This window comes from Rhodococcus aetherivorans (assembly GCF_025722975.1).
GTDB classification, from domain to species: Bacteria; Actinomycetota; Actinomycetes; order Mycobacteriales; family Mycobacteriaceae; genus Rhodococcus; species Rhodococcus aetherivorans.
In genome coordinates, this window is record NZ_CP106982.1 from 5,924,148 (window position 1) to 5,945,159 (window position 21,012).

At 67.8% G+C, this 21,012-nt stretch carries 17 protein-coding genes and 2 pseudogenes; 6 read left to right on the top strand and 13 right to left on the bottom strand.

The window, feature by feature from the left end; genetic code table 11:
* The first annotated feature begins 20 nt into the window (after nt 1–20).
* Nucleotides 21–818, top strand: coding sequence for an enoyl-CoA hydratase/isomerase family protein (locus OCS65_RS27190; RefSeq protein WP_263508252.1), 798 nt, complete (start codon nt 21–23; stop codon nt 816–818).
* A 148-nt stretch (nt 819–966) separates the two neighbouring features.
* Here OCS65_RS27190 and OCS65_RS27195 read toward each other — a convergent pair whose 3' ends face one another.
* The 3 genes and pseudogenes from OCS65_RS27195 to OCS65_RS29980 all read right to left on the bottom strand — a co-directional run.
* Nucleotides 967–1,209 (bottom strand): hypothetical protein, encoded by a 243-nt coding sequence (locus OCS65_RS27195; RefSeq protein ID WP_168578951.1) that lies wholly within the window; start codon nt 1,207–1,209, stop codon nt 967–969.
* 5 nt (nt 1,210–1,214) lie between these two features.
* Complete coding sequence (locus tag OCS65_RS27200) at nt 1,215–1,541, bottom strand: hypothetical protein (RefSeq protein ID WP_263508256.1); 327 nt, start codon at nt 1,539–1,541, stop codon at nt 1,215–1,217.
* A gap of 32 nt (nt 1,542–1,573) precedes the next feature.
* Nucleotides 1,574–1,729: pseudogene (locus OCS65_RS29980) on the bottom strand (TetR/AcrR family transcriptional regulator); the annotation flags it as partial.
* Between the two features lie 525 nt (nt 1,730–2,254).
* On the opposite strand from OCS65_RS29980, the gene OCS65_RS27205 reads away from it, so the two are divergent.
* The 4 genes from OCS65_RS27205 (at nt 2,255) to OCS65_RS27220 (ending at nt 6,924) form a co-directional block, all read left to right on the top strand.
* Complete coding sequence (locus OCS65_RS27205; protein ID WP_232334128.1) at nt 2,255–2,986, top strand: ABC transporter permease; 732 nt, start codon at nt 2,255–2,257, stop codon at nt 2,984–2,986.
* A gap of 19 nt (nt 2,987–3,005) precedes the next feature.
* Complete coding sequence (locus tag OCS65_RS27210; RefSeq protein WP_065923564.1) at nt 3,006–3,803, top strand: ABC transporter ATP-binding protein; 798 nt, start codon at nt 3,006–3,008, stop codon at nt 3,801–3,803.
* Nucleotides 3,804–3,844: 41 nt separating this feature from the next.
* Nucleotides 3,845–4,813: an ABC transporter substrate-binding protein gene (locus OCS65_RS27215; protein ID WP_050034423.1), complete on the top strand. Its 969-nt coding sequence runs from the start codon at nt 3,845–3,847 to the stop codon at nt 4,811–4,813.
* 470 nt (nt 4,814–5,283) lie between these two features.
* Nucleotides 5,284–6,924, top strand: coding sequence for a thiamine pyrophosphate-binding protein (locus OCS65_RS27220; RefSeq protein ID WP_263508260.1), 1,641 nt, complete (start codon nt 5,284–5,286; stop codon nt 6,922–6,924).
* A gap of 358 nt (nt 6,925–7,282) precedes the next feature.
* Here the strand turns inward: OCS65_RS27220 and OCS65_RS27225 are convergent, their stop codons facing one another.
* The 8 genes and pseudogenes from OCS65_RS27225 to OCS65_RS27255 form a co-directional block, all read right to left on the bottom strand.
* Entirely contained in the window at nt 7,283–8,479 is a 1,197-nt protein-coding gene (locus OCS65_RS27225; protein WP_050034421.1) for a TetR/AcrR family transcriptional regulator, read from the bottom strand.
* A gap of 942 nt (nt 8,480–9,421) precedes the next feature.
* Nucleotides 9,422–10,186, bottom strand: coding sequence for an IS21-like element helper ATPase IstB (gene istB, locus OCS65_RS27230; RefSeq protein WP_263507379.1), 765 nt, complete (start codon nt 10,184–10,186; stop codon nt 9,422–9,424).
* A 57-nt stretch (nt 10,187–10,243) separates the two neighbouring features.
* Nucleotides 10,244–11,782 carry an IS21 family transposase gene (gene istA / locus OCS65_RS27235; RefSeq protein ID WP_006938289.1) on the bottom strand — a complete coding sequence of 513 codons (1,539 nt, stop codon included), beginning with the start codon at nt 11,780–11,782 and terminating at the stop codon, nt 10,244–10,246.
* A 199-nt stretch (nt 11,783–11,981) separates the two neighbouring features.
* Nucleotides 11,982–12,365, bottom strand: a complete 384-nt coding sequence (locus OCS65_RS27240) for a Zn-ribbon domain-containing OB-fold protein (RefSeq protein WP_050034420.1) — start codon at nt 12,363–12,365, stop codon at nt 11,982–11,984.
* Nucleotides 12,362–13,201 (bottom strand): alpha/beta fold hydrolase, encoded by an 840-nt coding sequence (locus OCS65_RS27245; protein ID WP_050034419.1) that lies wholly within the window; start codon nt 13,199–13,201, stop codon nt 12,362–12,364. Before OCS65_RS27245 ends, OCS65_RS27240 begins: the two co-directional genes overlap by 4 nt.
* Nucleotides 13,202–13,958: 757 nt before the next feature.
* Complete coding sequence (locus tag OCS65_RS27250; RefSeq protein WP_420833254.1) at nt 13,959–16,112, bottom strand: ATP-binding protein; 2,154 nt, start codon at nt 16,110–16,112, stop codon at nt 13,959–13,961.
* Nucleotides 16,113–16,478: 366 nt separating this feature from the next.
* Nucleotides 16,479–17,243 (bottom strand): annotated as a pseudogene (locus OCS65_RS29985) (serine/threonine-protein kinase); the annotation flags it as partial.
* Nucleotides 17,244–18,042: 799 nt separating this feature from the next.
* Nucleotides 18,043–18,618 (bottom strand): HhH-GPD-type base excision DNA repair protein, encoded by a 576-nt coding sequence (locus OCS65_RS27255; protein WP_029547108.1) that lies wholly within the window; start codon nt 18,616–18,618, stop codon nt 18,043–18,045.
* Nucleotides 18,619–18,857: 239 nt separating this feature from the next.
* Here OCS65_RS27255 and OCS65_RS27260 point away from each other — a divergent pair, with 239 nt between their 5' ends.
* Nucleotides 18,858–20,036 (top strand): carboxymuconolactone decarboxylase family protein, encoded by a 1,179-nt coding sequence (locus OCS65_RS27260; RefSeq protein ID WP_168578945.1) that lies wholly within the window; start codon nt 18,858–18,860, stop codon nt 20,034–20,036.
* 24 nt (nt 20,037–20,060) lie between these two features.
* On the opposite strand, the gene OCS65_RS27265 is transcribed toward OCS65_RS27260, so the two are convergent.
* Complete coding sequence (locus OCS65_RS27265) at nt 20,061–20,213, bottom strand: hypothetical protein (protein ID WP_157127598.1); 153 nt, start codon at nt 20,211–20,213, stop codon at nt 20,061–20,063.
* 60 nt (nt 20,214–20,273) lie between these two features.
* Nucleotides 20,274–20,963 carry a ZIP family metal transporter gene (locus OCS65_RS27270; RefSeq protein ID WP_065923156.1) on the bottom strand — a complete coding sequence of 230 codons (690 nt, stop codon included), beginning with the start codon at nt 20,961–20,963 and terminating at the stop codon, nt 20,274–20,276.
* Nucleotides 20,964–21,012 lie beyond the last annotated feature (49 nt).

Sequence of the window (21,012 nt, forward strand, 5' to 3'; positions counted from 1 at the left end):
CCGACAAGGAGAACACTGCCATGGACAAGCTTCACCACTACGCGTTCGACAACCTTGTCGCCACCCGGCACGGCGCGGTCCTCGAGGTCCGCATCAACCGGCCCGACGACTTCAACGCGATCAACCACGCCACCCATCGCGACCTGATCCGGCTGTGGCGCGAGCTGCGTCGCGACACCTCGGTACGTGCCGTTGTCCTGACGGGCAACGGGAAGGCCTTCTCCGCCGGCGGCAACCTCAAGGGGCCGCGGATGTCGGCGGGCCAGGAGCTCGACGACTTCTTCCTCGACGCACGCTCGATCGTCGTAGACCTGTTCGAGGTGCCGCAGCCGATCATCGCCGCCATCAACGGTCCGGCGATCGGTCTGGGCGCAACCATTGCCCTGCTCTGCGACGTCACCTATGCCTCGCGCACCGCCGTCATCGCCGATCCCCACGTCAACGTGGGCGTCGTCGCCGGCGACGGCGGTGCGATCGTCTGGCCCTGGCTGGTCGGCATGGCCAGGACCAAGGAGTACTTCCTCACCGGCGACAAGATCGACGCCGTCGAGGCCGAGCGGATCGGCCTGGTCAACCACGTCGTCGACCCCGAGGAACTTCTCGACGCCGCGCACGCATTCGCGCAGCGGGTGGCCAATGGGCACACTCGGGCCATCCAGGGCACCAAGCAGGTCCTCAACGCGGTCCTGCGCGACACCGCCCATACTGTGCTCGACCTGGCGCTGTCGGTGGAAAAGGAGTGCTTCGCCTCGGGTGACCACGCCCGCGCGGTCGAGCAGTTCTTCGCCCAGCGCGACACGGCAAAGAAGGGTGCCTGAGCCGCGGGTGAAAAAGCCGAAAGGCCGGGGAGCTCGCGCTCTTCCCGGCTCCGGGCGCTCATCTGCTCAGACCGGCAAGTGCGCGGCATCGATCCGCTTCGGAATGCCCAGGACGCCGTGCCCGAGCCGCCGGAGCGGTTCGCGCTGCTCAGTGTTCGCCACCGGTAGGCGGTGTCGCCGAGCGGTCCAGGGCCTCCACATCGGCCGGGCTCAAGTCGTCCCGGCCGGCGACAAGCAGCACCGTCCACTCGTTGACGTAGTCCTGCGGCGCCCGTCGGATCGGTGCGCCCTCCTCCCCCGGCACGTGGACAATCTCGGTCGTCAACGCCGGGCAGCCCCGCTCGGCGAGCAGACGTACGGCGGCGGCCAGCGGTGCCGCGCGCCGTGACACAGCGCTCAGCCCGCCAGGTGCCGGGTGCACCGACGCCGCGGGGAACAAGCGGGAAATCTCGGCCACCGTGAGGACTGCAGCGACAAGAGCTGCCGGCCGTGCTCGCGGTCCAGCTTGGCCCGCTCGAAGGCGCGGGCGCTGGGCAGCACCGCCTGGACAGCCCAGGTCAGGGCGTCGGCCTGGGCTTCGGTCGGGTCGGTGCGAGTCCTGGCCAGGGCGGACCACAACGGCTGTGGCGCGGCGAGATGGCGATCGGTGAGCTTCGCCCGCGTCTCCGGATCGACGAAGGAACTGCTGCGCTGCCACAGGGGGTCGACACGACCGGGGCGCAAGAGTGCCCTGGCCGCCCCGTCGAGCAGCGTCGTCAGCTCCGTCGCCCCGGAGACCCATTCGCGCTGATCGATCTCGAGCTCGATGACGGCACCAGCAGTTCCAACTTTCCGCGGAAGTGGCGGTAGGGAGCCGGACCGGTAATGCTCACTTCGGCCGCGATGTCGGTGACCGAGGTGTCGTGGAAGCCCTTGTGCTCGAACTATCGCGCGGCCGCCGCGACGATCAGCTGCTTGCGATTGCGCGGGCGACGCTGCGCAGCGCCTTCGGACATTGCTGACCCTCTCCTGACGGAACGCCGGTCGGCGCAGCGACATTGTTACCAATCGTTCGAAATGCGATGACGTTGTCGGCTACGCATGCATTGCCCGTAGCCACTGAAGTTCGCAACGGAAATCCCACAAAGTTACCTGTAGGACAGCAAAAGTGACCTGACTGTACACAAGTCACGGTACTCATAACCAGTATTGACGACTTCGTCACACCCAGGCAAAGTAAGTGACGACTTGATCACCAGTGAATTCTCACTCCGGCGCAGAAGCGCCGGCCCGCCATAGCTGAGGAGACCGTCTTGTCGCAGATCACTGCTAGCGAGCAGCCGACACATCGCCGGGACGACATGCCCCCGGTCGCGGACGCCCCCATAACGATGAAAGGCCGGCGACCACGCGCACGTACATCAAGGACGATGCTGCTCGTCCGAGGAGCACAACTCGTGCTCGTCGTCCTCTGGCTCGGCGCGTGGGACCTGACCGCGCGCAACCAGTGGATCACCCCTGTCCTTGCCAAGTCGCCGAAACAGTCGTGGGACTACTTCGTCAACGCCGTCGAGAACGGCGAGCTCTGGTCCAACGGTCAAGCCACGATGCTCGCCGTCGTCATCGCCTGGGCCCTCGCCAGCGGCGTCGGCGTCGTCGTCGGCATCACGCTGGGCCTCCTGCCCACTTTCGAGCGCATTCTCGCCCCGTTCCTCGACGCAGCCAACGCGATGCCCCGCATCGCCCTCGCACCCTTCTTCATCGTCGCCTTCGGCATCGGCACCCAGGCCAAGGTGGCACTGGCCAGCACACTCGTGTTCTTCATCGTGCTGTCGGCCTCTCGGGCCGGTGTCCGATCGGCCGACGCCGAATGGCTGCGCCTGTCGGCGGTTCTCGGCGCAAAGAAGCGCCACCTGTTCTGGAAGGTCATGCTGCCGGTTGCAACCCCCGCGATCATCGCCTCGCTCCGACTCGGCCTGATCTACGCGCTACTGGGCGTCGTCGGCTCCGAACTCATCGCCGCCGAAAACGGCCTCGGCCAGCTGATCGCCCAGTACTCGTCGCTGTTCCAACTAGAGGCGGTTTACGCGATCTTGATCCTGCTCGCCGTCATCGCCGTCGTCCTGAACCAAGTCATGGGAGCCACCGAGAGGCGACTCCTCCGCTGGCAGCCCCCAGCCGACCACTGATCCCGAGGAGATGACCGCCATGACCCACTCCACTCTCAGCGCCGACGCCGCGAACGTCCCGCCCTTCGACACGATGATCCGTCTCCGCCGGGCACAGGTCACCTTCACCAAGCCGGAGGGCGGGACGCGAACGGTCCTGCACGACATCGACCTCGACGTCACCCCCGGCCAGTTCGTCGCCCTGGTCGGACGCAGCGGCTGCGGCAAGACCACTCTGCTCAACATGATCGCCGCCTTGGTCGAGCCGTCATCCGGCAAGATCGAGGTCCACGGCACCAGCCCCCGCGAGGCCCGCCCCCACCTGGGCTTCATGCTCGCCCGCGACGCGCTGCTCCCGTGGCGCTCCGCCCAGGGCAACGTCGAATACGGTCTCGAACTGCGCGGTGTCGACCGCGCCACCCGCCGCCGGGTCGCCCACGACTGGCTGAGCCGGGTCCACCTCGGCGGCTCCGAACGGCTGTGGCCGTGGCAGCTCTCCCAGGGCATGCGCCAACGCGTCGCCCTCGCCCGTACATGGGCGCTCGACCCCGACGTCCTACTGATGGACGAACCCTTCGCAGCGCTCGACGCCCGGACCCGGATCGCGGTCCAGCAGGAGTTCCTCGAGCTGTGGCAGTCAGGACCCCAGCGCACGGTCGTCTTCGTCACCCACGACCTGGGTGAGGCGATCGCCCTCGCCGACCGCGTCGTTCTCCTCGGCGAGGGCCGGATCCTCGACGACGTCGAGGTCGGCATCGAACGGCCGCGGGACCTGGAGAGCGTAGCTGCACACCCGCGCTACCAGGAACTGTACGAACGATTCCGCAAATCCCTCTGAATCACCTCCAGACCCCGCGAATTCAGGAGATCTACACACCGATGAAGAAGAAGTTCCTGTCTCTGTGCGGCGCACTCGCACTGCTCGCCGGAGCCGCAGCGTGCGGCTCGAACGAGACCGCGGGCGCCAACCCGAACGTGATCAATGTCGGTTCGTTCCCCGGCACGATCTATACCTACCCACTTTCCGTCGCCGAGAAGAAGAGTTTCTTCACGGACCAGGATCTGAACGTGAAACTGATCGAGGGCAAGTCCGGGCCGGAGATCTTGTCCGCGATGATCGGCGGCAGCACACAAGTCATCTTCGGCCAGCCCGGCGCCATCGTCCCGGCCGGCGCCGAGGGCCAGGAGCTCAGGATCCTCGGCCCCTATTCGCGCGGCCGAGTCGTCATGGTGGCGACCGAGGAGTCCGGCATCACCTCGCTCAACGACCTTCCCGGCAAGAGATTCGCGGTCCCGCAGCGCGGCGACTCCAACGAGCAACGGACCTTGAGCGTGCTCGCGGAGTACGGCATCGACGGCAAGGAAGTCACCTTCATCGGCACCGGTACGCCAGCCACAACCGCCGCAGCCATTGCCAACGGCCAGGCCGACGCGAGCGTCCTCGGCCTGACGACCTACGAGTCGCTACTCGCCAAGGGTTCCAAGCTCCGCATCATCGCCGATTCCGCCGAGGGCACGATGGGCGAACGCGGCAGGAACGACGTGACCGGCATGTTCGCCACTACGAAGCAGTTCTGGAGCGAGAACCCCGACACGATCGGCAAGTTCTGCCGGGCGATGAAGTCCTCGATCGAGTGGATCGTCGACGAGGAGAATGCCGACGAGGCGACCAAGATCCTCGTCGACTGGACCGGTCTGCCCGAGGACGCCGCCCGCGCCGTCTGGGAGAGCGAACGCGACACCTGGTCTATGGACCTGAGCAAGGAGCTCTGGGACGCCAACGTCGCCTACGTCGACCCGACGATCGACCCGAATTACGGCGCCATCGTCACCAACGGCTGCCCCTGAGGCCACACCCTGCCCTGCCCGGGCGGGCCGGACCACTCGTGGCCGGCCCGCCCGGCGTCAGCCCCCAACCACATCTCCCTATTTCACTCATGAAGCCGGCACCCACCGACAACGGCGATCTGTCGCGCCTGCGCCCCCTCGTTCAGATCGCCACGGCGGTTCCTGACCGGGGTCACGTTTCACAGCCGGGACCCCAGTGCGCCCCTGATCTGACGCGAGTACGGTGCCGCGTACTCCCATGCAGCCGCCGGACCGGCGGCACTGGGCGCGCCGCACGGGGATTAGATCGACTAGCGGACGATCGCGTCGGCATGGCCCCGAGGCCAGCGCGCAACGTCGACAACTGCACCTCGGGATCCTCCACGAACCACGTCGCACAGCGCGGAGACCTCACGGGCACGGCCGTTCATATCGACGACGGCTTCCGTCCCGTCATCTGACCAGTACACACCGATCTCGGAGGAAACCCCATGAAGACCTATCAACTTGCGGCCCTGGCCCTGTCCGAGCTCGGGGTCGGCACCGTCTTCGGACTCATGGGCGACGCCAACCTCGCGTATCTCGGTGACTTCGTGGAGAACCACGGCGGCGAGTTCGTCGCAGCCGTGGCCGAAGGTGGTGCCGTGTCGATGGCAGACGGCTACGCCCGCATGACCGGTGGTGTCGGCGTCGCGTCGGTCACGCACGGCCCGGCCGTCACGAACTGCACGACCGCCCTGGTCGAGGCGGTGCGCTCGCGCAGCGCAGTGCTGCTGCTGACCGGCAGCACCCCGGACGTGCGCGACCACTTCCAGGACTTCGACCTCGAAGGGTTCGCCCGGCTCGCCGGTGCCGAGTACCGCCGGGTGCGCCAGGCCGCCGCGGTCGGGGCGGATATCGCCGAAGCGCTTTCGCGCGTCGCTACCACCCGGACTCCCCTCGTGCTCGACCTGCCCTACGACCTGCTCGAGGTCGCGGCAACCGGTGAGTCGCCGCGCGCGGTGCCCTCACCGCCGGTACCCGGAGCGCCCGCCGCCGACCTCGTCGACGACGCGCTCGCCGCGTTGCTCGGCAGCGCACGCCCGCTCATCCTCGCGGGCCGCGGCGCGGTCGGCTCCGGCGCCCGCGACGACATCCTGCGCCTGGCGCGGGCCCTCGACGCGCCGGTGATGACAACGCTACTCGCGAAGGACCTGTTCGCCGGCGAACCCGAGAACCTCGGTATACACGGTTCGCTGTCGCACGCGGTGGCGATCGAGGAGCTCGGCCGGATCGACTGCGTGCTTGTCGTCGGCGCCGCCCTCTCGTCGTTCACGACCGACAACACGGCGCTGCTGGCCGGCAAATTCGTCATCCAGATCGACGACCGGTCCGATGCGTTCGGGCGGTTCGCGCCGGTGGATCTGCCGATTACGGGTGACGCCGCGAAGGTGATGCACGCACTGTGCAAGCGGCTGGCCGAGGCCGACGCTCCGGCACCGTCCGGTCGCCGCGTCACGCAGCTCGCCGAAGCCGTGCGCGCCCTCGAGCAGAAGGGCTACCACAGCATCTCCGGGGGCGGCACCGTCGACATGCGAGATGCGATGGCCCGACTCGCCGCGCTACTCCCGCCAGGGTCGCAGGTCGTCACCGATATCGGACGGTTCTCGACCGCGGCGTGGAAGTACCTGCCGGTCGAGCCGGGGCGGTTCACCGTTCCTGGTGCGTTCGGCTCGATCGGGCTGGGTATCGCGACTGCGGTGGGCGCTGCGGCGAGTCACCGCGATGTGCCGACGGTCTGCGTGGTCGGGGATGGCGGCGCGATGATGGGACTGACGGAGTTGAGCACTGCGGTCCGGCATCACCTGCCGGTTGTACTCGTCGTGCTCGACGATCATTGCTACGGCGCCGAGTACCTCAAGCTCGCGGGTCTCGGCTTGAAGCCCGCGCACTCGGAGGTCGAATGGCCGGGGTTCGCGGAGACGGCGCGCGCACTCGGCGCCCGCGCGGTGACGGTGCGCGAAGTCGACGAGTTCGCACAGGTCGCGGCGCTGATCGAGAAGGGGAACTATCCGCTGGTTGTCGAGGTCAAGGCAGACCCCGCGCGGCGTCGCCCCCACGTGGCCACGGCCGCCGCAGGACGTGCGCATTGATACGGGACGGTTCCATACGGGACGCAGACTGAGTGCCCGTGGGTCGAACTCATCGGAGGAGCCCGGCATCCGGCAGCTTCTGCCTCCTGTGTGAATTTACGCTCGAACTCCAGTGGGCTGATCGTCCCCCGGCTCGAATGACGCCGACGGTTGTTCACCTGTTCGATCATGTCCCCGACTCGGACTGGTGAGCTCGTCCGCCGGCCCGCAGAACTCGAGTGCGATGTAGTCCGTGACGATGGGTCACCTCGGTGCCGTCAGCGGTTTCGTCGTTCCGGTGCGATGCCGGTCAACCCAGTGCGCAGAGTGAGGGCCTATGACAACTGATCTGTCCAACGACCATGTGGGTGCGGGTCGCCTACTGGTGTCCCGACGAAACCGCCGGACCGGCAAGCCCCAGGACGGCCCGGCCCACACGGTTCAGCTGGTTCCCCACATCCCCGGGTTCCCCACGAAGCTGTCTCCGCATCCGGTTGATGACGGACTGAGCGGTCCGTGCCAGAGCCTCGGCCTCCGCCGCCGCGAGATCGGGGCGAACCCGGATCAACAGCGCAACCCATTCGCTGGCGTAGTCGTGCTGTAGGCGCCGGATAGCGGCACGCTCGTCCGCCGGTACGTTGACGACTTCGGTGAGCAATGCACTCAACGCGTCTCCGTGTTCGACGTTGATCCGAACGAAGGACGTCAGCGCAGAGTCGAGGGCGCGGGCGGGATCATCCGTAGCCGACAACGCCCCGGAGACATCGAAGTACAGCGCGTCGAGACAACGGGTGATCACCGTGACGAGGATCGCCGACTTCCCGGAAAAATGATGGTAGAGAGTCGGTCCGGTAATCCCTGCCGCAGCGCCGATGTCGTCCATCCCCACGGCCTGATAACCACGTTCGGCGAACAAGGTCACCGCCGCCTCGAGGATCGCTTCCCGGCGCGATGCCGGCATGATCCGACCGCGCGCACCACCACGCGCGGTTGCTCGTTCGACAACGCCTAGGTCCGTCATCTCGCACACCGCCGAAGCGGCCTTGGTCATCAGCATTCGTGCTCGACCAGAATCGAGTTTGTTTCGGCTGAACAACCGATTGCTGCTCAGTACGGCATGAGCGCCCGCTACCAGCAGCTCTACCGCAGGTCCGGCGAGACCGGGCCTGGCCGTCTGTATCGCCTCGTGCAGCGGGGCGATCGCCTTCTGGTAGCGGTCGCGTAGTTCAGCGCTCACCGACGGTTCGAGGTACGCCTGATTTCGTTCCCACAGCGCGCTTGGGCGATTCTGTGCCAGCGACTTACCCGCGGCGTACTCCAGCAACTCCTGGAGCCCCGGTTGTGGTGCACCATAGGCCGCCTCGAGTCCCTCGATCTCGAATTCCACCGCAGCAGCAAGAAGATCCTGCTTACCTCGGAAATGGCGATACAACGCCGGGCCGGTAATACCGACATCGGCCGCGATTTCCGCAATCGCGGCATCATGAAAGCCCCGCCGCTCGAACTGCTTCGCCGCAGCCGCAACGATGAGTTGCTTGCGGTTTCGTGGCCGACGCTGTACGGCAACCTCGGTCATGCTCCGCTCCTCTCATCCAGGCGCTGCACTCGAGGAATCCCACGGCGACGTGCACCCCGGGTACTTGCCCCCAGCTCCGCCGACCCTCCAGCAACCGAAACCGTCGTCTTTCACCGTCATGTTAGCAGCTGTTCGGGACTATTCCGGATGCCAGGACCGCGCCGGCCGGGAGCCTCCAGGTACGTCGTCCCGAGATCGACGTATGAACCAGCACCATGCGGCATCGCTGTGCCACCCCAGGGTCGGCTTCGACGGGCCGCTCCATGAAGCGACGTGGACTGCGGCCGGCCCGAGCGACGGGATCAGGTCAGCGAGACGGAGGACACGCAGAGGATGCCTCGCAGACCCGGCGAGTGCCCCGCGGAAGTCCGTTCAGAGCGTCACCGACATTCCTGACGGGCCTTCCGCGGCCGCGGCACGGACTCTCGCCGCGGCAGAGTTGACGATGAGGTCGCCGTACGTCTGGGATACCGCGGGGCCGGATGCGTTCGATTGCTCGGATCTCGCGTAGTTGGCGTACCTGCTCGGCAAGTCCGGATCTCGGTTCCAGAGCAGGGCCACTCCACCGGAACATCCACGATGGCGATGAGAACGAATATCGGTCGGCCGCCATGTCCGGACTGTCGGCACCACGCCCACGGCGCTCGTACCTTCATACCCGCGTGTGCTTTTCGCTCCGGAAAAGGGAATTGCTGCGACCAACGGCCGAGGCGATGCGTGTCCGATCCGGGTCGACCACCAGTCAGGAAAGGGGAAGCAACGACACGGGCTTCGGCGAAAAATGTCCACCTTTGGTCCTGCTCCCATTGTTGTTTTCCAGCAGTGTTTTCAGGCTGAGCCGGAAGTGTCGACCGTCACGCAATTCCCCAGGGGTTTCCTTCACGTAATTCCCCATGCTCGGGCGTGCTGAGTCGAGGGTAGCCCGAGCGGCGGACATGCGGATCAGGTTGCGTTGGCGGCCCGGTTGCCGGGTCGTTTTCGGGGTCGGTAGGACGGTCCGTCCATCAGGGCTTGATGGCTGGTGTTGATGAGCCGGTCGAGGAGGGACTCGGCGACGATCGGGTTCGGGAACAGTGGATACCAGTCCTTCGGGGCGCGGTTGCTCGTCAGAATCAGCGGTTTGCCGGCGATCGCCCGGTCCGAGACCAGATCGTAGAGGTCGTCGGACTGAGTGGTGGTGTGCTCACGCATGGCGAAGTCATCGATGATCAACACCAGCGGCCGGGTGTATTCGCGCATCCGCTGGCCGATGGTGCGGTCTGCATGGCCGCCGGCGAGATCGGCGAGCATGCGGGAGCATTTGACGAACCGCACGTCCCCGCCGCGGCGGGCGACATGATGGCCAAGCGCCTGTGCCACATGGGTTTTGCCGACGCCAACGGGTCCGTAGAGGATGACCGACTCGCCGGCATCGAGCCAGCGCAGGGCGGCCAGATCCCGCAGCATCGCCGCCGGGAGTTTCGGGTTCGCGCTGAAATCGAAGTCCTCGAAGGTGGCCTGTTGCTCGAACCTCGCCCGCCGCAACCGACGGGCCAGCGCCGCCGTTTCCCGGCGGGCGATCTCGTCCTCACACAGCACTTGGAGGAATTCGAGGTGTCCGAGCTTCCCGTCCCGGGTTTGGGCGAGCCGGGCGTCGAGCGTGTCGAGCATCCCGGTCAACTTCAACGTCTTGAGCGCAGCCCGCAGGCTGGGATCATGAATGGTCATCACAGAAACCTCACTGGTTCAACGTGATTGCAGGAACAGTTTGGGGCGGGGTCACGGTCAGGCGGTGCGTTCGGCGTCGAAGGCGTCGGGTCCGCGCAGGAACGCCGACGTCGGCGCGGCGGCCGGGGCAGGCTGTCCGTCGTGCTCGGTGCCGGCGGCGAGGATGCCCTTGACGGTGCGGTAGCTGGGGTCACCGACCTCGAGGGCGCGGGCGCACGCCGCATCCAGGCGCCGATCCTCGTAGCGATCCCGCAGCCGGACAATGCCCTGGATCGCCCGTAGCCGGTGCAACGCGTTGACCTGCGACAACTCGGCGACCACTGCGACCGCCGCCGGGCCGATCTGCTCGGCCTGCGCCCGGCACCAGGACACGGTCTGCAGCGTGTAGGCGATCTTGTGCGGCGGATAGTGCTCAGGGTTCGTCGACCGCCCCGACAGGTGCAGCACGTGGGTGGCGACCACCTGCTCGGCGTGGAAGATCTGCACCACGTCGCCGCTGGTGCGGACCAGCACCTGCTGGCCGATCAGCCGCCAGGGCACCGAATACAGGGCCTTACCGGCCTTGACATGGCAGTCCGGGGCGACCTTCCCGACCTGGTAGAGACCCGGTTCGAATGGTCGCGGTGGCAGCTTTGTGAGACGGTGCTTTTCGGCGGCTTCGAACACCGCTGTCGGTTGTGCTCCGTCGAGACCGCGGTGCTGGTGCCGGCCGTAGACGTCGGTGCACCAGGTCAGGGCGGCGTCCTGCATCTGCGCCAGGCCGGTGAACTCGCGGCCCTTGAAGAACGAGTCGCGGATATAGGGCATCGGACGCTCGATCCGCGGTTTGTCCTTCGGCTTGCCGGCGCGGGCCGGATCGATCAACAGCCCGTAGAACAGGGCGAGCTCGGCATAGGCGCGGTTGATCTTCGGGTCGTACAGGTCCGGCCGGTCCACCCCGGTTTTGAGGTTGTCGCACACCATCCGGGCCGGGACACCGCCGAAGAACTCGAACGCCGCGACGTGCGAGGCGCACCACGAGGACTGGTCCATCCGCAGCACCGGCTGGACGAACAGCATCCGCGAGCAGGTCAGGATCATCGCGAACGCCCACACCGCCACCCGCCGGTCGGTGGCGGGATCGCGCCACATGCCGAGCTTGCCGTAGTCGACCTGGGCCTCGTCGCCCGGCGGGACCGGGCCACGAGGCACCGTCACCTTCGTCTCCGCGATCTGGTCGGCGAATTGCGCTGCCACATAACGACGTACCGTCGACTCGGACACCGCGGTACCGTGGTCGTCCCGCAGGCGTTGCGCGATCGTCGCGACCGTCACCGACGCCTTCAACTGTGCGTCGATCCAGTCGTGGTGCGCGGCGATCGCCGGCCACGTCACCGCCCGCGCTGCCGGGTCGCCGACCTCGGGAAACCATCCCGAGATCAGCTCCCGCCAGAGCGCGTCGTCGAACTTGCCGCCCTCGCCGGGCGCCAACCCGGCCGCCAACGCGGGTGCCAGGTATTTCCGGATCGTCTTGCGGTCGATCCCCAGGGCCGTCGAGATCTGCACCTGAGACCGGCCGGCATGCCAATGCCGGAACAACTCCATCAGATCGATCATCGTCCACGTTCTCCTTGCCACCGTCAGGCCCCTTCCCGGGCCTTGTCGGTGGCCCAGTCAGGAGCGAACCTGCAGCAGCGCCGGAACCCCGGCCGACACGCCCCAGGGTGGGGAATTACGTGACGGCCGGGTGGGGAATTACGTGACGGACGAACCCCTCAACCTGGGGAATTACATGACCGCTGACAGGAAGCGGCCGTCACAAGCAATCGCGGGGTGCGAAGACCGGGAATCTCTCGCCTGGCTGCGTGTACCGGAACCGCACCCGCACCGGCCGATCGGAAGAGACCGGAACGTCGCCGTCGATCCACGAATAGACCCAGGGACCCTCGTCGAGTGCGACGATGGCGATGATCGACGGGCAGGGCGCGCCGCACACCGGGTCGGGGGTGCGATCGACGACCCGGCACGAGACGATCACTCCCGCGCCGGCCGAGGAGATGGGTTCGAGAGTGCGGGCGCCGCACGAGGGACAGCACCCGGTCAGGGGTGCGAGCACCGCGGCGCAGCCCTGGCACTTCCAGATGACGAGTTTGCCGAATCGGGTGGTCTCGCGCCCGCGACGGGCGAGACCGGCGCTCACGACGCCACCTCGGTGGGGAGCCGGTCCAAGGCGGTGCGCATCGTGTGCCCGAAACACTCCGGGTCGGTGATCGGCCACCCGTGCCCGCCCGCGACGGTGAACACCGGCGGTCCCCCCAGGCCCGCGCGGAGCGATTCGACGCTCGCCCACGGGACCAGGCGGTCGCCCCGGCTCCACACCAGCGCTACCGGCAGACGTCGTTGCGCGAGCCGGTGCAGCTCAGCGGTCAGGTCCCCACCCCGGGCGGTGGGGTCCGTGCTCCCCACGCTTCCCGGATCACCGACGTCGTGGCGACTGGTAGTGGTGGGACGAGTCCGTGTGGTCGAGGCGAGCATCCGCAGCGACAGCGCGTCCCCCAGCGCCGCAGCGCCCCGCTCCCACAGGGGTCCGTCACCGAGCGGGGGCGTCGCACCATTGACGTCCGGCCACGCTCCTGCCCCGACGGAATTGACGAGAACCAGTCGCGCTACCCGATCCGGCAGATCATGGGCGGCCCGGATCGCCAGCGCCCCGCCGAACGAGTGCCCGACCAAGGTCACCGGACCGAGTCCGGCAGCGCCGAGAAACCGTCCGAGCCAGGCGGCGCAGTCCGCCACGGTCCGCTTGTCGAGGGGACGGTCCGGCACTCCGGCAAACCCGGGGATCGCCGGGGCGTAGACCCGACAGCTCCGGGCCAGCCGGGCCAAGGCGTGACGGTAGATCCAGGGCGTCAATCCCCATCCGGGCACGAAGACCACCGGCGATCCCCGCCCGAGAACGCCGCACACCTCCGCCCGGTCGTCGACGCGAACAGTGGACCAGTGGATCGCTGTGTGGTGACCGTGGGCTCGGGTCACCGGAGATCGGTGTCGGTAGGGCATCGGATGGACCTTCGGTCGAGCTGGTGAGACATGTCACACCATGGCCCGCCTGTCGCGGCCAGGCGACGGCCGTAATACCTAGCGACATACCTATTTTTTCAGAGGAAGGAAACTGGTCGGTACGAAACGAAGGCCGACGGCCGCACCCCGACATACCTTTTCGCACCGCCCGATCGTCACTAGGGGCGGAGTCATCGGACTCCGTGTCCGCCAAAGTGACGATTGTCGCGACATGACCAACACCGAAAGCGATTATTTCACAGCACTATTCTGTGTCGATTGCAATCATTCACGACAGTGGGGTGCAAAGTTCACCGTCGAATGCTGCAGAAGTTGCCGCTCACGCATCCCTTCCGCGGCACAGGCCGGTGCATACCGATCGGTCCTTACAAAAGCTGGGAAGCGGGGTGTCCGGGACTGTCAGGTACTACCGTGCCGCCCACGCAACGCACCTGCGAGTTCCGCGACTTCCTCGAGACTGTGCGAGTACTCCGACCCGGAAAGAAGTTGTATGTGGTGATCAACGACTTCAGTGTGAGGCTCCGCGCTCCTTCGCGCTGGACGGACCTGTTCACCGAGGCCATGCGGACCACACGCCGCCATCGCTCCTACACGCTGGCGAAACCCCGCGCCGACCTGAAGACGAATTGTCCCGCCCCAACGATCCTGGACCGTTTGACATCCTCCCCGGCCTGAAGGCCGAGGATTCCTACCAGCGCCAGTGGCGCTCTCCTTAGTCGTGCGTCTGCTCGGTGACCCAAGCCGCGACCTGGGCCCGGGAGGTGAATCCGAGTTTGGCCAGGATGTGCTCCACATGGCCTTGTGCCGTGCGAGGGGAGATCACCAGGCGACGGGCGATGGCCTGATTCGTCAGGCCTTCGCCGATCAGGTCGGCGACTTGGCGTTCCCTCTTGGTCAGTCGCGCCGACGCCTCGGTGCCGGGCGGGGAGTCGACTGGCGGGTGCTCGCGCAAGGCGTAGGCGATGGCCGCGTCGAAGCCGAATTGCTCACCTTGGCGGTAGGCCGCGCTGAAGGCGTCGCCCCCGAGCTTCTGCCGGGTCTTGCGGGCACCTTCTTCGTGGTAAGCAACCAGATGGGAGTGAATGATCGGGGAACTGCCGATCGCCTGCGCCAACCCGTCCGCAGCTCCCATCAGAACCGCAGCCCGACGTGCATCGCGTTGGTCGACGCTGATCCAGGCCAGCGCCTCGAGGGAGGCTGCAACGATGTGGGGACTGCGCACCTGCCGGGACAGCTCCAGTGATTCCTCGAGAAACTGCGCCGAACGACTTGTATTACCCTGCTGCCACAGGATAATTCCCAAGGCCCACAGCGCATACGATCGATGCACCGTCTCGTCGTGCGTTGTCGTGATCGCGAGGACCCGCTCATGGCATTCGAGTGCCTCCTCTCTCAGGCCGGACAGCCCATAGGCCGTCCCGAGTGCCGTCAGCGCAGTCACCTCGAGCGTCCGATCGCCGCGTTCACTGAACTGTGCAAGTGCGGATTCGAGGTGAGAACGGGCATGTTCGAAATCACCGCTGAGGAGTCCGAGCCGTCCGTCGGCGAAGGAAACCAACGCGCGCACCAGGGGGTCGGTGGTCTGCGCGGCGAGCGTGCGCGCGTGCTCGACGAGTGTGGTCCCGGCGTGGAAGTCGCCCTGGACGTTGGCCATTACGCTGGCACAGTAGAGCGCCCTGGCCCGTTCGAGGATGGGTGGGCCGTCCTGGCGGGCGAGCAGTTGGTCGTACCAGCGCCGCCCCTCGTTGTAGAGGCTCTGAGAGCTCCAGAACGAGAACAGTGCGGCAGCGATGCGCAGTCCGGCGACGGGATCGTCCTTGACGCAGAAGTCCAGTGCCTCGCGAATGTTCGGTTGTTCCCGCTTCAGGCGGGCGATCCAGTCGAGCTGGCGGGCGCTGATCCACTCGGCCTCCGCGGCGCGCGCCAACGCCTCGTACCAGTCCCGGTGGCGGCGACGCACGGCAATGTCCTCGCCGGACTGCTCGAGCTTCTCGACGCCGTAGTCGCGCAGCGTCTCGAGCATCCGGAACCGCACCACCGACCCGGCCTCCTCCCGGATCAGGATCGACTTGTCCACCAGGGCGGTCAGGGTGTCGAGCACCTCGCCCGCGGCCATATCTGCACCGCACACCTGCTCCGCGGCGTCGAGGTCGAAGCTGCCCGCGAACACCGCCACCCGACCCCACACCCGTTGCTCGACGGCGGTGCACAACTCGAAACTCCAGTCGATACACCACCGCAGCGTCTGTTGCCGCGTCGGCGCACCCCGGCTGCCGCGGGTGAGCAGGGTGTAGCGGTCGGTGAGCCGCTCGAGGATCTGCTCGGGGGAGAGCGCCCGCAGCCGGGCCGCGGCCAGCTCGATCGGCAGGGGCAACCCGTCGAGCCGGTGGCAGATCCGTGCCACCGTCGCCGCGTTGTTCTCGGTGAGCGCGAAACCGGGCACGGCGGCCGCGGCGCGTTCGGTGAACATTTTCACCGCCTCGTATCGGGGCAACGTCCGCATCGAGGGTGGCTGCTGTGGATCCGGGACCGTCAGCGGGGGGACGGCGAGCACCGCCTCTCCGCCGAGGACCAGGGGTTCGCGGCTGGTGGCCAGGATCCGCAGCCGAGGACACGTTCGCAGCAGCAGGTCGGCGAGGTCGGCGACCGCGTCGATCAGGTGCTCGCAGTTGTCGAGCACCACCAGCACCTGCCGCGGGGCGAGGAATTCGAGCAGCACTTCCTGCATCGGCCGCGCCGACTGGTCCCGCAGCCCCACTGCGGCGGCCACCGCGTCGAGCAGCGACGCGCGGTCGTGCAGCTCCCCGAGTTCGACCAGGCGCACCCCTTGGGCGTAGTCGCGCTGCACCGCCGCGGCGACGCGCATCGCCAGGCGGGTCTTGCCGACTCCGCCGATTCCGGTCAACGTCACCAGCCGGGAGCCGGTCAGGAGGTTCTTCGCCTCGGTGAGCTCGTGCCGGCGGCCGACGAAACTGGTCCGCTCCAAGGGCAGACTGCCGGTGGTGCCCGGTATGGCGGGTGCCGTGGTCCGGCGTCGGCCGCTCGGCACCGGCCCGGGGTCCCCGGCCTCCGAGTCGACCTCGGCCTCTGCGTCGGGTTCGGCGCGTAGGGCCATGTCGTCGACCGGGAGGTCGTGGTTGCGTTGCAGCTGCTGCAATTGGGTCCCGAAGGCGGCGGCGGTGGCCGGACGCCGACCGGGCTGGCGGGCCATCGCCCGGGCGATCGTGTCGGCCACGTCGTCGGGGATCCCGTGCTCGCGCAGATCCGGCACCGGTTGCGTGGTGATCCGCAGGAACTGCGCGACCACCTGCTCCCCGCTGCGGCGTTCGAACGCGGCGTGGCCGGTCAGCGCACTGAACACAGTGGCGCCCAGACCGTAGACGTCGGCGGCCGGACTCGGTGGATCCCCGGCCAGCACCTCCGGCGCGGTGTAGGCGGGCGATCCGGTGACGGCACCGGTGGCGGTCTCGAAACCCCCGGCGATGTGCGCGATGCCGAAGTCGGCCAGTTGCGGTTCGCCGTACTCGGTGAGCAGGATGTTCGCCGGTTTGACGTCGCGGTGCACGATGCCGAGCCGGTGCGCGGTCTCGAGCGCCCCGGCCATCTTCACCCCGAGCCGCAGGGCCTGATCCAGCGGCAGCGGCCCGTGCCGGTGGATTCGCGCGTCGAGGGAACCCTGCGGGTGGTACGGCATCACCAGGTAGGGCCGGCCGCTGGCGGTGGTGCCGACCTGCAGGATGGGGACGATGTTCGGGTGCCCGGTCAGCCGCCCCATCGCCCGCTGCTCCCGGAGGAACCGTGCCCGGTTCTCCTCGTCGAGGTCGACGGTGAGTACCTTCACCGCCACCGTGCGATCCAGGTCCGCCTGGGTGCAGCGGTAGACCACGCCGAACCCGCCGCGGCCGATCTCCCGGACCTCGTCGAACCCGGCGTCGGCCAACTCCGCGGCCGGGGCCGGCGGGTACCGCTGCGTATCGAACCGATCCCGGTCACCCATCGGTACGAGCTACTCACTCCGTCGACTCGCTACTCCCGCGCACCGGTCCCGACGGCACAACCAGCGCACGTTCCTCCATGACCACACCTCGTGAGGCGTGGCCTCAGGATATCGCCGTATGCGGTCGACGGATGCCTTCGACCGCTCCGGAACTGCAAGACGAGACCCAGCCCCGGTGCGACACCCGTGGTGATCAGTTTCGAGGCCACGGACCAAGTGGTGCAACTGCGGCAGGTCATCCGCTGGAGACCGCAGCCATCCACATGCCCCAGACTCTCGCCGCGGCCGTCGATGAAGCACCTCGGCGGCAGCGTGACCTGGGCGACGGTGACCTCGAGATGCCGGCAGCCGGCGAGGACCTGCTCGAGCCCGCTCTGCTCGTCGGCGGTCAGGTCATCGGAGCGCAGCCTCGAAAGACACGATCCGCCGGACCTTCGGCGCCGACCTTCCGAGCGGGGCGGCTCCGACCTTACGCCGTGGCCGTAGGTAGTCGCGGACGGTGGCGCAGCTCCGGCGATACTCCAATGTCCGACGTTCCTCGGAGACAGCAGAAGTGGAGACTTATCCGTAGTTGAGCCCACGCACGGAGACATCCGGCGAACTCGTCCCGCAGGCTGGGACGGCCGGCACGGCGATGACGAAGCGGAATCCACGGAGACAATCGGATCTTCCGGTAACCGGCGCCGGTGCGACGAACCCGCCATTACCAATTGGCCACTCACATTCGTCGTTGCCGCGACATGGTGGGTGTCCATGTGGGTGCCGCTCCCCATAGACGCCGATCGCGCTCTAGCGCGGCTCACTTCTTCTTCGCGGCCGCCTTCGACGCCTTCTTGAACTCCCGGACCTCCTGCAGGGTCTGCGCGTCGACGACGTCGGCGATGGACCGCCGCGACCCGTCCTCGCCGTACTCCCCCGCGGCCTCCCGCCAGCCCTCCGGCCGCACCCCGATCTGCTTGCCCAGCAGAGCCAGGAAGATCCGGGCCTTCTGGTCGCCGTAGCCGGGCAGGGCCTTCAGGCGCTTCAGCACCTCCTTGCCGTCGGGGTCGCCGCTCGTCCACAGTGCTGCCGCGTCGCCGTCGTAGCGGTCCGTGACCTCGGCGCACAGCGCCTGGATCCGCTTGGCCATCGATCCGGGAAACCGGTGCACGGCCGGCGGCCGGGCGCAGATCGCGGCGAACTCGTCCGGATCGGCGTCGGCAATGCGGTGCACGTCCAGACCACCGAGGCGGTCGGCGAGCTTCTTCGGTCCCGCGAACGCGGTCTCCATCGGAACCTGCTGATCGAGGAGCATCCCGATGAGCAGGGCGAGCGGATCGGCGGCGAGCAACGCATCGGCGTCGGCATCGCCCACGAGGTTCAACGTCGGTGCCATGGCCACGATCATGGCATCCGCGGCGGGCATGGGCCGAGGAGGCACTCCGCTCCGGTCGGTCATGTGAGTCAGGCCGCAGCCTGGGGCGGAGGGGTGTTCGGCGGCGTAACGCCGGGCCGACGAACTCCTCGACCTTCGCCGGCGTGCGCGGACCTGGTACCGCGGTCGGTGTCGGCGGTACGATTCGCCTCGTGACGTCCTCGCCCGGGACAATCGCTCAGGCGCTGCACGGATCGTCCGTGGACATGGTGACCCTGCAACGCCGATACGGTGCGCAGTTTGCAATGGTCCGGAAGGTTCTCGGCGTAGCGCCGAATGCCGCCGCGTATTTGGAGATCTGGCCGATCGGGATGCGCACGTACAACGTGCTCGTACCCAACTTCCTCAACCTGCCCTTCCTGCTGTTCGGTTTCGGACCCCCCAAGGCGACGGTCGGCCTCGCCATGTACACGGCCAGCCGCGCAGCGGGGTGCGCATACTGTGCATCACACTGCTGCGCGTTCGCGCTCCGGCGTGGGGCCGACGAGGGTGATCTTGTGCGGATCGTGGGCCGGGGGCCGGCGTCGGGTGGCTACAGCAGTGCCGAGCGGTCCGCGCTCGACGTCGCGGAGGGACTCGGACGCGTTCCCGGGTCGCTGACCCCGGCGCAGCGGGATGCGCTGCGCGATTCCTTTTCTCCGGCGGACGCGGAGTGGTTGGTGCTCGCAGTCGCGGTGATGGGCTTCTTGAACAAATTCAATGACACTGTGGGCATTCCGCTCGAAGAGAGCATGCTGGCCCTCGCCGACGAGGTGATCGGTCCGACGGGCTGGACGGCCGGAAAACACCTGCCGATACCGGCAGCCACCGTAACGCCGACCAAGCCGCAACCGGACAGGTTTGTGGACCTGCTCGGCTTGTTGCCGGTCTTGCCGTCGGTGATCCGCGCCGACAAGCACTGGACGTCCGGTGTGCCACACAGTTGGCCGGCAGTCGGGATTCATCTCCGCCAGCGGACGGGCCACGACTTCCCGATCCTGGCGCACCTGTCACACGGCCGGGCGATTCGCGCACTCGCCGCCGTCCTCGGTGCCAACACCGACCCGAAGCAGAGCCGGCTCGGGTTGCGCGCGAAGCACCTGGCCGGTCTCGTGTACGCGAACGCAGTCGAGGACGAGGCGCTCGCGAAATCGGCGCGCAATCTGGCCGAATATGCTGGCGCAACCACTTCACAGCTCGCCGGGAGCCGCGCCGGGCTCGACGTGCACACCGACACGGCCCTCGCCTACGCCGAGGCCGCATCGAGCAGCCCCGCGCAGATCACCCCGGAGGTCGTCGCCGCTGCCACGAAGAAACTTGCGCCGCCGGAGATTATCGAACTGACGGTGTGGATTTCCGTGATGCAGCTCCTGCACCGGCTGCACGCCTTCTACGAGTGAGTTCTTCCACTTCCGCGCCGCGGCTCAACGCATGCTCTCGTGTTCGGCGTCGAGGTAGTCGAGCATCGGGGTCGGGGCGGGCAGCGTGCGGCGGCAGCCGGTGAGCCCGGCGACCGGCGGCCCGCCCGCCGCGAGGTGCGTGCCGTCGCGCAACGGCCACCGCCGACGTCGTGCCACACGTTCCTCTACCTTGCTCGCCGGCGGTGAAACGGACGGGTTCGGATGCCGGCGACGACGTCACCCGCCCAGAGCGGACGCGACGAGGAATCCGAGGGCGGTGGATATTCCCACCCACCAGCCACCTTCCCGGTATGCCTCCGGCATCAGGGAATCGGCGAGGACCGCGATCGTCGCGCCACCGGCGAAGGCCTGGATGAGCGAGATCCCCGCGGGGGGCAGCGAGTCGGCATACGCCGTCGCGACGACCACCACGACCACCAGCAGCGCCGCCGTGATGCCCCAGATGAGCACGGCCTTCCGCCGGTCGAAGTTCGAGCGCATCGACGCGGCACCGGCGACCGCCTCGGGCACGTTGCCGACGGCGATGGCGACCAGCAGTACCATCCCGCCGGCACCGGCACCGCCGAGTGTCACCCCGAGGGCGGCGTTCTCCGGGATCCCGTCGAGCAACGCCCCGAGCATCAGCGCCCACCCCAATGCAGCGGCGCCGAGCCGGCGCTCGATCAACCGGTCGGCGACGACGTACACCACGGCACCGAGCAGCAGCGCGCCGCCTGCGGACCACAGGCCCTGGTCCGCGAAGGCGGGCGCGAACAATTCGGTGGACACCGCGGAGACCATGGCTCCGGCACCGAACGCCATCAGGGCCGCAAGCAGCGGACGGGGCAGGTCGTACCGGAGCCCCATCAGGGCACCGGCGAACAGCGGCACCGCGGTACCCAGGCCGTACCAGAAAGCTGTCAGCACCGTGCCACTCTACGGCAGAACGTGGCGCCCGCCCGGCCGGCGCCGGGTG